This is a genomic window from Sorangium sp. So ce1036, assembly GCF_051369805.1.
GTDB classification, from domain to species: Bacteria; Myxococcota_A; Polyangia; order Polyangiales; family Polyangiaceae; genus Sorangium; species Sorangium cellulosum_F.
Map to the genome: position 1 here is coordinate 4,854,480 of NZ_JBBMOX010000001.1, position 10,521 is coordinate 4,865,000.

Annotated in this window: 10 protein-coding genes; 5 read left to right on the plus strand and 5 right to left on the minus strand. The window is 71.3% G+C overall.

Translation table 11 applies throughout. The features are described 5' to 3' along the window. Positions 1-219 precede the first annotated feature (219 nt). The 4 genes from uxuA (at position 220) to WMF31_RS18220 (ending at position 4,256) form a co-directional block, all read left to right on the plus strand. Positions 220-1,299 carry a mannonate dehydratase gene (gene uxuA / locus WMF31_RS18205; protein ID WP_436603165.1) on the plus strand — a complete coding sequence of 360 codons (1,080 nt, stop codon included), beginning with the start codon at positions 220-222 and terminating at the stop codon, positions 1,297-1,299. Next, positions 1,296-1,679 carry a VOC family protein gene (locus WMF31_RS18210; RefSeq protein ID WP_129348251.1) on the plus strand — a complete coding sequence of 128 codons (384 nt, stop codon included), beginning with the start codon at positions 1,296-1,298 and terminating at the stop codon, positions 1,677-1,679. The genes uxuA and WMF31_RS18210 overlap by 4 nt, the downstream gene beginning before the upstream one ends. Before the next feature lie 177 nt (positions 1,680-1,856). Continuing rightward, positions 1,857-3,482: a BNR repeat-containing protein gene (locus WMF31_RS18215; RefSeq protein WP_436603166.1), complete on the plus strand. Its 1,626-nt coding sequence runs from the start codon at positions 1,857-1,859 to the stop codon at positions 3,480-3,482. A 174-nt stretch (positions 3,483-3,656) separates the two neighbouring features. Next, positions 3,657-4,256 carry an SgcJ/EcaC family oxidoreductase gene (locus WMF31_RS18220; RefSeq protein ID WP_436603167.1) on the plus strand — a complete coding sequence of 200 codons (600 nt, stop codon included), beginning with the start codon at positions 3,657-3,659 and terminating at the stop codon, positions 4,254-4,256. 51 nt (positions 4,257-4,307) lie between these two features. Here the strand turns inward: WMF31_RS18220 and WMF31_RS18225 are convergent, their stop codons facing one another. The 3 genes from WMF31_RS18225 to WMF31_RS18235 all read right to left on the minus strand — a co-directional run bounded on the left by WMF31_RS18225 (position 4,308) and on the right by WMF31_RS18235 (position 6,545). Next, complete coding sequence (locus WMF31_RS18225) at positions 4,308-5,657, minus strand: adenylate/guanylate cyclase domain-containing protein (protein WP_436603168.1); 1,350 nt, start codon at positions 5,655-5,657, stop codon at positions 4,308-4,310. Positions 5,658-5,688: 31 nt separating this feature from the next. Further along, positions 5,689-6,075 (minus strand): PEGA domain-containing protein, encoded by a 387-nt coding sequence (locus WMF31_RS18230; protein WP_129348247.1) that lies wholly within the window; start codon positions 6,073-6,075, stop codon positions 5,689-5,691. Between the two features lie 167 nt (positions 6,076-6,242). Next, a complete protein-coding gene (locus WMF31_RS18235) occupies positions 6,243-6,545 on the minus strand; it encodes a DUF3817 domain-containing protein (protein ID WP_436603169.1) in 303 nt (100 codons plus the stop codon). A gap of 220 nt (positions 6,546-6,765) precedes the next feature. On the opposite strand from WMF31_RS18235, the gene WMF31_RS18240 reads away from it, so the two are divergent. Next, positions 6,766-7,233, plus strand: a complete 468-nt coding sequence (locus tag WMF31_RS18240) for a hypothetical protein (protein ID WP_436603170.1) — start codon at positions 6,766-6,768, stop codon at positions 7,231-7,233. 76 nt (positions 7,234-7,309) lie between these two features. Here WMF31_RS18240 and WMF31_RS18245 read toward each other — a convergent pair whose 3' ends face one another. Further along, on the minus strand, positions 7,310-8,866 hold the full coding sequence (locus WMF31_RS18245; RefSeq protein ID WP_436603171.1) for a hypothetical protein: 1,557 nt from the start codon (positions 8,864-8,866) through the stop codon (positions 7,310-7,312). Between the two features lie 270 nt (positions 8,867-9,136). After that, a complete protein-coding gene (locus WMF31_RS18250) occupies positions 9,137-9,688 on the minus strand; it encodes a BON domain-containing protein (protein WP_436603172.1) in 552 nt (183 codons plus the stop codon). Positions 9,689-10,521 lie beyond the last annotated feature (833 nt).

Below are 10,521 nucleotides of genomic sequence, written 5' to 3' on the forward strand. Positions count from 1 at the left end.
GCGCGTGCACGCTTATCCCTCCTCCCTCCACGCCCGGCCCCCGCCCGCGCCCTCCGCGCGCCGGCCCCAGTCCTCGCCCGCTCGCCGATCGCTTGGACCTGCTCCCCGCTGGTTGTACGATGCCTCGCAGCGAGACCCGACGTCGCGCGCCCCGGTCCCGCCGGGAACCGACCGCGCCACGCTCTCTCGCCGAGCCCGTCGCCCGAGGAGATCGCAACGATGAAGATGACCTTCCGCTGGTACGGCGAGGACGACCCCGTCAAGCTCGAGCACATCCGCCAGATCCCGGGCATCCACGGCATCGTCTCGGCGGTCTACGACGTGCCCGTGGGCGAGGTATGGCCGGCCGAGAGGCTCCAGGCGCTCAGGGCGCGCATCGAGGGCGTCGGCCTCAGGTTCGAGGTGGTGGAGAGCGTGCCGGTGCACGAGGACATCAAGCTCGGCAAGCCGGCCCGCGAGCGCCTGATCGACAGTTTCTGCCAGAACATCCGGCGCTGCGCGGCCGCCGGCGTGAAGGTGATCTGCTACAACTTCATGCCGGTCTTCGACTGGACCCGCACCGAGATGTCCCGGGAGCTCCCCGACGGCTCGCGGACCCTGGCCTTCGACGCCGAGGCCGTGGCGGGGATCGATCCGGAGCAGGGCATCGCGCTGCCCGGCTGGGACACGAGTTACAGGCCGGAGCAGCTCCGCGCCATCCTCGACGAGTACAAGCACGTCGGCGAGGACGCCCTCTGGGCGCACCTCGAGCACTTCCTCGCGCGCATCATCCCGGTCGCCGAGGAGGTCGGCGTCCGCATGGCCATGCACCCGGACGACCCGCCCCGGCCGATCTTCGGCCTGCCGCGCATCCTCAAGAACCGCGACGACCTCATGCGCCTCGTGAAGACGGTCGACTCCCCGGCCAACGGCATCACGCTGTGCTCCGGGTCGCTGGGCGCGGACCCGTGCAACAGCATCGTGTCGCTGGTGTACGAGCTCGGCGGCATGGGCCGCATTCCCTTTGCCCACCTGCGCAACGTGGCGGTCCAGGAGGACGGCACCTTCTTCGAGTCGGCCCACCTGTCCTGCGAGGGCTCGCTCGACATGGCCGCCATCGTGAAGGCGTATCACGACGTCGGCTTCGACGGCTACGTGCGCCCGGACCACGGCCGCATGATCTGGGGCGAGACCGGCAAGCCGGGGTATGGCCTGTACGACCGCGCGCTGGGGCTGGTCTATCTCAACGGTTTGTGGGAAGCCACGTGCAAGCTTTCACCGAGACCTGCCGGTTCGGCCACCACCAGGGGGAGAGCATGACAGTGCAGCTCAATCACACGATCGTCGCGGCGCGGGACAAGAAGGCGTCCGCCTCCTTCATGACCGAGATCCTCGGCCTCTCCGATCCTGTGCCCCTCGGGCATTTCCTGGCGGTGCGGCTCGACAACAACGTCACGCTCGACTTCATGGACAGCCCCGGCGAGATCCGCTCGCGGCACTTTGCCTTCCTGGTCAGCGAGGCCAGGTTCGACGAGATCTTCGGCCGGATCCGCGCGCGTCAGATCCCGTACTGGGCCGATCCCCGGGCCCAGCGGCCCGGCGAGATCAACCACGAAAATGGCGGGCGCGGCCTGTACTTCGCCGATCCCGACGGGCACTACCTCGAGATCCTCACCCGTCCCTACGACAGCAGCGGCTGACTCGCCACGCGCCCGCGGTGATCGCGGTGCGGGGGCGTGACGCCAGCGGATCTTTCCTCCGGTGATGTCTTCTGGAGCCTGCTGGCACGAGCGTATCCTCGCGCCGAACTGCGATATCATCCCGGAAATGACCGCCCCCTACGATCCGATGAAGATCGATTCCCAGGACGTCTCGCCATGACCCTCGGCCATCGCTCCTCCCTGCTGCTCTTCCTTGTCTCGGTCGGCTGCCTCTCGAGCTGCGGCGGCGGCGAGGGCGCACCCCCACCCGGCGGGGCGGCCTCGGGCGGGGAGGCCGCCGCGGGCAGCGCGGCCTCGGGCTCGGGGGGCGCGGGCGCGACGACCCCGGCGACCACCGGCGCGGGCGGCGGCGCGACGGGCGAGGTCCCCGCGGGGGGCGCGGGCGGTGGCGCAAGCACCGGCAGCACGGGAGCCGGCGGCGCGGGGACCGGCGGCGCGGGCGAGGGGGGCACGAGCGCGGGGGGCGGCGGGGGTGCGGAGGCCGTCGCGCCCGGGATCGACAAGCTCGGCGAGGGGAAGCTCGCGGAGTCGGGGCTCACCGTGGTGTCCTATGGCGGCTATGTGAACGGCGAGTCGTTCCAGCAGGACGCGATCGTGTCGTTCGGCGGCTACCAGTACACGGCCTTCTGGAATACCAACCGCAACGTCGTCCTCGCGCGCCGGCGGCTGCCGTCCAGCCCCGGCGGGGCCGCCGGGGCCTGGCAGAAGTTCGACTTCAAGGACCACCGGCTGAGCGCCGACGACGCCCACAACACGATCTCCCTCGGGATCGCGCCCGGCGACGGCACGTTGCACCTCGCCTTCGACCACCACGGCAGCCCGCTGCATTACCGCCGCTCGGTCGCGGGCCTCTTGACGGACCCGGAGAACGTGGCCTGGGCCGCCGCGAGCTTCAGCGCGGTCTCGAGCGCGCTGGAGGGCTCGACCAGGGTGGCCCTCGTCACGTACCCGCGGTTCGTCACCGAGCCAGGCGGGGAGAAGCTCCTCCTGAGCGCGCGGATCGGCGAGAGCGGCAGCGGCGACGAGCACCTGTGGGAATACGACACCACGACGCACGCCTGGACCTCGCTCGGCGAGTACATCGAGGGCACGGACGCCAGCATGAACGCGTACCTGCACGGCCTCGCGTACACGCGCGGCGGCGCGCGGCTCCACGCGGCGTGGTGCTGGCGGGACACGCCCGACCCCACGACGAACCACGACCTCCTGTACATCTACAGCGATGATCACGGGCGCACCTGGCACAACAGCGCAGGGGACAAGGTCGCGACGACCGGCGCGTCGTTCGTCACGCGGGACACCGCCGGCCTCTCGGTGTGGCCCATCGGCCAGAACCGCGGGCTCATCAACCAGGAGCACATGGCGGTCGACGCGAGCGGTCGCGTCCACGTGCTGCTCTCGCACCTTCCCGACGGCGAGGCCAACAACGCGAACTTCACCAGCGCCCGCTCACGCAGCGAGTTCTTCCACTACGTCCGCGACACCGACGGGACCTGGACGCGCCACGGCCTCGGCTTGCGGGTGATCCAGAACTTCCGTGGCAAGCTCGCGATCTCCTCCACGGAGAACGTCTATGCGATCCTCCCCGATCTGCGCATCGCCGGCGCCTCGCCGAGCGACGGCTACGCGACCTGGGAGCTCCTCGACGCCGCCGACGCGGGCCGGTTCTTCTCCGATCCTCTGATCGACGCCGCCCGGCTCGAGACCTCGGACGAGCTCACCGTCTATTATCCCGAGCGGAGCTCCGTGAACATCTGGGGACTGGAGTACGCGCTCCGGTGAGCTCAGCGCGGCGCGGGCTCTCGCGATGATGCGGAGCTCGCCGGCCCTGCCGCAGCGCTGGCCATCGATCTCCGCCAGGCGGCGCCAAGGCAGGATCCGGCGGACAAGCCCCGTGGCCCCGGTCGAGCGCGCCGCCGGTTGACGTCCCGCGCAGATCGGATGTAAGGACGCCCCATGCATCGAGCCCTCGCCGCCCTGGCTCTGCCGCTCTCGGTCCTCGCGTGCGCCCCGGCGTCGCCGCCGCCCGTCGCGCCTGCGACGCCCGCGCCTGCGACGCCCGCGCCTGCGACGCCCGCGCCGGCCGCAGAGCCGGTGATGCCCGACGCGCGCGCGCAGCAGGCGATGGGAGAGCAGCTCGTCGCGGCCTTCAACGACACCTGGAACCGGCACGACATGGATGCGTTCGCGGCCCTGCACGCCGAGGACGCGGACTTCGTGAACATCTTCGGGCTGTGGTGGCACGGGCGGCCGGCGATCCGCGAGAGCCACGTGGGCATCCACAAGACCGTCTTCCGGCAGAGCCGCCTCTCCAGCGTGCGTGTCGAGACTCGCTTCGTCGCGCCGGACATCGCGGTGGTCCGCTGGGCCTGGGAGCTGACGGGCGTCCTGTCCCCCGAGGGCCAACCGGTGCCCGACATGCAGGGCATCCTCGTGCACGTGGCGCGGCGCGAGGGCGACCGGCTCCGGATCGTGTCGACGCAGAACACGCAGGCGACCGCCGACGCGTTCCGCGCGGTGCGCGGCATGGATCGGCCGGCCAGCCCGCCCCCGTGATCGCCCGCCGGCGCGGCCGCGCGCGGGCCCGGCGGCCCCGGGCGGGGAGCATCACTTCTCCGTGAGGTTCTCGATGCCGGTCCAGCCGTCCGGCGCGCCGTGCGCCATCAGGTGCGCGATGCGCTGCTGGTAGACCTGCGCGGCCTTGTCGGCCGGGTCCTGCAAGAGCACGTGAGCGATGCCCAGGTTGGCCTCCGCGAACCTCCGGGCGTGATAGTCGGCCAGCGCCTGCTCGAAGCGAGGCCGGCTCCTCTGCTTGCGGGCCCTCGTCTCCGGGGGATCGCCGTCGAACACCTCGAAGATCGAGACGGGCTCTCGCTTGCCCTTGAGCCGCACCCGGTCCAGGGAGCGATGGCCGTAGCCCTCCCGGGCGCGCAGCGCCGCCATCGTATGCTCGCTCATCACGATGGCCGCGCGGTAACGGGCGGCGAGCCCCTCCAGGCGCGACGCCTGGTTCACGGTGTCCGAGATCACCGTCGCCTCCATGCGCGCCGCTTCGCCGATGGTGCCCAGCATCAGGCTGCCGGTGTGGAGGCCGATGCCCATGCCGATCGGCGACAGGCCCGCGCTCCGGCGCTCCTCGCTGAACTCCCTCACCGCATGCTGCATCGCGACGGCCGCGCGCACGCCGTCGTCCGCCCGCGGGAAGAGCGCCATGATGGCGTCGCCGATGTACTTGTCGATGAAGCCCCCGTGGTGCCTGACGATCGGGCTGAGCCGGCCGAGGTAGGAGTTGATGAAGGAGAACGCCTCGCCGGGCGTCATGGTCTCCGTCAGGGCGGCGAACCCGCGCATGTCGGAGAACAGGACGGTCATCTCGATCTGGACGTGATCGCCGAGCGCGACGTCCACGACCCGGTCTCGCCCCAGGAAGCCGAGCATCTCGGTCGGTACGAACCGGCTGTAGGCCCGGTTCGTCGCGCGCAGCTCCTCGTTGAGGTGCTCGAGATCCGCGGTGCGCTCCGCGACGCGGCGCTCGAGATCGCTGTTGGCCTCCTGCAGCGCTCGTTGCAGGGCGCGCAGCGAGAGGTGCGTGGTCACTCGCGCCAGGAGCTCCTCGTGCTGGATGGGCTTGGTCAGATAATCCACGCCGCCGACCTCGAACCCCCTCACCTTGTCGGCCGTCTCGGTGAGGCCGGTCATGAAGATGACAGGAATGTCCCTCGTGGCAGGGTCCTCCTTCAGCCGGCGACACACCTCGAAGCCGTTCACCTTCGGCATCACGACGTCGAGCAGGACGAGATCGGCGACCTCGTGGCGGAGCAGCGCCAGCGCGCTCTCGCCGTCGCAGGCCGTGAGGGCGTCGATCCCGGCACAATCGAGGTGCTCGACGAGCACCCGCAGGTTGGTCGGCGTGTCGTCCACGACCAGCACGCGATGACCTGTCTCGCTCACGTCCACGGGCAACCGGCTACTCCTTGGCGCCTTCCTTCTACTCCTTGGCGCCTTCCTTGTCGCCGCCGCCCATCTCCTTGATGGGAGGCACCGGGTCGGACTGGACGGTCTTCGCCTCGCCGGGGTTGAGCTCGACCATCATGGTCCGGTTGCCGCGCTCCGGGTCCACGAACGTCACCTCGTGCAGCCCGGGCTCGACCTTGCGCCCCGAGATCGGCGTCGTCCCGATCGGCTCGCCGTCCAGCAGGATCTCGGTCGGCTGCGCCGCGATGACGTCGAGCAGGGGCGTGTCGTCCAGCGGGGGCTCGGGCTCGGGCTCGGGCGCGACCGGCACAGGCTTCGGCGCCGGCTGCGGCGGCGCGCTCGGGGCGCTGCCACAGCCGGCGAGCGCGACGACGAGGAGGAGCGTGGGAAGACGAAGCATGAGGCCGAGGCTAGACACGAAACGCGCGCGAGGAAATGGCCGAGCGGCGCCGCGCGAGCGACGCTCACGGCGCCTCCGCGAGGCCCGCGCGCACCCCGTCGATACGAAGGATCAAGGTTCTGCTGAAGCGGTATCTTTGGGACGGAGGGGCGCCCGCGCACCCTCTGTCAGGACGGCGGGGTGGCCGCGATCTCGCGCTGCAGCGAGCGGTCGAGGACGAACGTCCCGAAGGGGATGAGCGACGACACGAACGCGAGCGACGCGCGGCCGATCGACCACCGGTGCCTGGCGGCGGCGCGGACGAGCGCGGCGACGAACAGCACGAAGAGCAGGCCATGGGCGCTGCCGACGACGCGAACGGCGAGCGGCAGCCCGGCGAGGTACTTGAGCGGCATCGCGACGAAGAGCAGCAGCAGGAAGGACAGGCCTTCGAGGAGCGCGATGAGGCGGAGCTGGCGAAGCGCGTTCATGGCGGGAGGGTAGGGTAGAGGGCCGGGGAGGTCACGTGGACCAGCTCACATGTCGGAGACGTGCGTGCTCCTTCTCGCGGTCCGATCCGCGGCGCGGTCCTCGGCGGGACCTGACCGCCCGCGGCTGCGGCCGCGGCGCGTCGGGCGTGGGCAGCGGGACCGGGGGCGTGCTCTTGCCTTGTTCGCGAACTGGATCGGTCGTATGCAGGATCTCGGTTCCATGCGGATCGCCTTCCTTCTGCTGTCCTGCTGCGCGGCGCCAGCGCTGGTCGGCTGCCTGAAGCCGAAGCACGGGCCACCCGAGTTCCTGCTCTCACCGGGCGTCGTCCGGACGACGCCCGTCGGCGACGGTACGGAGCCCGCCAGCCACGGCAACGACTACGCCGGCGCCGCGGCGACCCTCGTCGGAGCGGCCGGGGCGACCGTGGTGCAGCGCGAGGTGTACGACATCTGCTATGCGTCCTGTCAGGCCGGGACGACGTGCGATCCCGAGACAGGGATGTGCGTGCGGCTGCCGTGTGGCGGGAAGTGCCCGGCCGACCACCGTTGCAAGGTCGTCGAGGGGAGAGAGACCTGCGTGCTCGGAGCGCCCGACCGCGGCGTCGTGCCGCAGGCGGCGGGGGCGGGCGAACAGGACCTCGGGGCCGGCGGGGCGCCCGGCGAGGTGAGGGGGCCGCGCGCGGACTGAGGGGCCGGCCGCGGGGCCGCCGCTCCGGCCGGCGAGGGCGGCCGCCCGCGCGCGCGGGCGTGAGGAGGCCGGGGGCTCAGTACCCCCGCGAGAGCGTGAGCAGCGCCTTCGCGCGCGAATACGAGATGTACGGGTTGTCCCCGGAGCCGCCGAGATCGTCGCTGTCCTCCCCGGCGCCCTGGGGCCTCACCGGCAGCCAGAGGTAATCCGGGTGCATCTCCTTGCCGTTGATGCCGTTGATGAACGCGGGGTTCTTGATCCACTCGCCGCCGAGCACCCGGAGCTGGTGGTCCAGCTCGAGCACGTAATGGAGCTCCGAGCTCACGGGCGCGACGTTGCGCAGCGCGGGCGGCTGGAGGAGCGCCGCGGTGCTCACCTCGTCCGAGATCATCCCGTAGCGCGCCGCGACGCGGACGAAGCGGCTCGCGCTCGGGTTGAACCTGTAATTGTAGCAATCGGCCCCCTGGAACCCGCCGCTGCAGACGAGCTGCGCCGCCCGCTGCGCGCTCACCTCCTCGATGGCGTCGATCGAGAACGACGTCACCGGATAGCTCCAGACCTCTCGATGCCACGTGTGGTCCACGACGAACGAGCGGCGCGCCCGTCCTCCGCTCGACGTGGCGCTGATGGGGCCCGCGCCCAGCCCGAGCAGGCCGGTCATGGCCACGTGCATCGTCCCGGGGTTCAGGTCGCGGCACGCTGGATCGATGGGCCTGCCGTAGTGATCGCGCAGGACCTGGTCCGCTCGCATCTCGCACCGTCGCCCGGACGAGGTGACGGCGTCGTGGTGGTAGACCTCGGTCATGAGCGCCTCGATGTCCGCCGTCCGGAACAGGATGCAGCCCAGCTCGACCGACGCGCACTCGATCAGCCTGCCGCCGGCGAGCCTGACGCGGACGTCGCGCCGCGGCGGCCCGCCGCCCTCCGCGACCACGTACGCCGCCCAGCCGTTGCAGTGCCCCCACCAGTACTCCGGCGTCACGCCTTGATACAGGCCGTGATGGCGCAGCTCCCACTCGGTCGTCGGCCCCGCCACCCGCGCTGCCCGGGCGAGGTGCGGCGCCGCGCGCAGCCCCTCCGGCCGGCTCATCTCGTCGACGCGAAAGCTCGTGATCGGCTCCAGCGATCGGGCCTGTCCCGCGTAGAACAGCAGATCGTACTTCTCCGCCGGAGAGAGGTTGTCCGGATCGGACGTCAGGTTGCCATAGTCCTTGACCACGGAGTTCCACCGGTCCGCGATGCCGTTCCTGCTGTGAGGCCACCACTGCGAGGCGAACGGTCCGGTGGCCTGGCCGTGCCTCACGCTCGAGTTGAAGACGTTGTAGGCTCCCCCGAGCTCCGGGTGAAGGCTCGTGGGGAGGTTCGCGGCGTCCATCATCTCGCGCGCCCCGGTCACGGGAATGAGCAGCGTGTGCGAGCCGCCGAGGATCTGCCCTGTCTCCGGCGAGAAGCCGAGCACGTACGGCATCGAGCCACCCTCGATGAAGCGCGGTCGTGATGTCGTCCCACCGCTCTCCAGCGCGGCCGCGCTCTCGTTCTGCAGCTGCTGGTCCGTGTCCATACAGCCCAGCGCGAGACCGACCAGCGCTAGGGTTACCGAGCTCACCGATCCTGCCTTGATCCGCGTCGTCATGGCTGCTTCTCCCTGGATGCCTACGTCCTGCCACCTGCGTCGCTGATGTCTGCAGAGGTCAGGCCAGCTGGGGGGTGAGCGCAGAGCGCAATCGCTGCACGCGGGTGCAGCCGCGTCGCGCCTGGACATAGGCACTGCCGCGGTGACGCGGATGGGCGGCCGACTTCGTTGTGTCTGGAGCGTGGGGAGCGCGCCGACGACCAACCGCGCCATCCGCGCGCCGGGGCGCGGGAGCGGCTTCGGCGCCGCGCGCCAGGGAGCGGGAGCGGATCAGGTGCCGCGGCCGGTGAGCGCGGATCCGCGGCCGCCGCCGCGTGTGCCGACGCGTCCGCCGACGCCGGTCTCGGGGAGACGGAGCGCGTTGACGATCCGCTTCACGCCGCCGACGGAGCCCGCGACCTCCTCGGCGAGCGCCTTGAGGGCGTCGCTGTCCACGTCGCCCTCGAGCCGCACCACGGCGTCGCGCACCTCGACCTGGATGTCGGCCGTGTCGAGCTGGTCGTGCTCCGCGAGGAGCTCGCAGACCTCGCCGCGGATCTGCTCATCGGTCCGCTCGTCGTCCGGGCCGGGGCTCGCCGCCGGTCCGCCCCGGGTCGGCGGCCGTGCGCGGCGGCGTGGGCCGGAGATGCCGGTCGTTTGCTCGCCGTAGCCGCCTCCCAGGCTCCCCCAGCCCTCGCGCTCGGACGCGGTCTGGCTCCCGGGCAGGCCGGGGGCGATTCCGCCGGGCCGCCCGGCGCTGGGGCCGCTGTCCTGCTCTGCCGAGCTCGACTCGCCGCGTGCGCTGCGGACCTGGCCTTTGCTGTCGTCCTTGCTGCCTGTCATGGCTCACCCCCATCGCGCAGCCGTCTGGCGCTTCCATGGGTGCGGGCCACGCCCGGCGTAAGGGGCGAGCCGCCGGATGCCCGCGGCTGCGCCCGGCCTCTGCGCCGGGTAGACGCGCCGGGCCGCGTCGACGATGAGCCGAACTTGCCGAGCTCGCCTGTCGGGGCGACCCGCATGTCCGCTCTCGCCTGTCGGGGCGACCCGCATGTCCGCTCTCGCCTGTCGGGGCGACCCGCATGTCCGCTCAACAACGGACAGCGAGCCAGGAGACAGCAGCGCCGCGAGACAGCAGCGCCGCTCACCTCGGGCGCTCGTGCGGGAGCGGCGCGCAGGACGCTGCTGCCGTCGGTGACGCATCGCGGCGAGTCACGGCGCCTCGGCACGATGCACAAGCGAGCGAGCGCAACGCCCTGCTTTCACGCACTGGACAGATGATCATAGCTTCGCGTTCTCGTCTTCTTTCCTTCTGACGAGGGCCTCAACAGCCGGCCCGCGGCGCCGGCGTCTCATCACGGACTGGCCGCTCTGCCGAGGACAGGGCGAAACCTGCGAATCCGGCAGAACCCGCGAACCCGTCGAGGCTGGCGAGACAGGCGAAGACAGCTCGGGCCCGCTCTCCGGCACGCCTTCGAGAGCCGTCTCGGACGGTTGACACCTGCGTGACCGTGGTGTAGACCAAGCCCTTGCGAATCGGCGGAACTGGAGGCTGGCGGCGACAGCGCTGCCGCTCTGGGCCGTTCGGTCAACCTTCCTCGAAGGAGGAAGGTTGACAGCACCGCGGCAGGTCTTTGAAGGACACGTCGCGCGTCGGCGGGACTGGGAGCCCGGCAGTG

Coding starts and splice junctions, on each gene's coding strand:
- uxuA (WP_436603165.1), top strand. CDS start 220: ATGAAGATGACCTTCCGCTGGTACGGCGAGGACGACCCCGTCAAGCTC.
- WMF31_RS18210 (WP_129348251.1), top strand. CDS start 1,296: ATGACAGTGCAGCTCAATCACACGATCGTCGCGGCGCGGGACAAGAAG.
- WMF31_RS18215 (WP_436603166.1), top strand. CDS start 1,857: ATGACCCTCGGCCATCGCTCCTCCCTGCTGCTCTTCCTTGTCTCGGTC.
- WMF31_RS18220 (WP_436603167.1), top strand. CDS start 3,657: ATGCATCGAGCCCTCGCCGCCCTGGCTCTGCCGCTCTCGGTCCTCGCG.
- WMF31_RS18230 (WP_129348247.1), bottom strand. CDS start 6,075: ATGCTTCGTCTTCCCACGCTCCTCCTCGTCGTCGCGCTCGCCGGCTGT.
- WMF31_RS18235 (WP_436603169.1), bottom strand. CDS start 6,545: ATGAACGCGCTTCGCCAGCTCCGCCTCATCGCGCTCCTCGAAGGCCTG.
- WMF31_RS18240 (WP_436603170.1), top strand. CDS start 6,766: ATGCGGATCGCCTTCCTTCTGCTGTCCTGCTGCGCGGCGCCAGCGCTG.
- WMF31_RS18245 (WP_436603171.1), bottom strand. CDS start 8,866: ATGACGACGCGGATCAAGGCAGGATCGGTGAGCTCGGTAACCCTAGCG.
- WMF31_RS18250 (WP_436603172.1), bottom strand. CDS start 9,688: ATGACAGGCAGCAAGGACGACAGCAAAGGCCAGGTCCGCAGCGCACGC.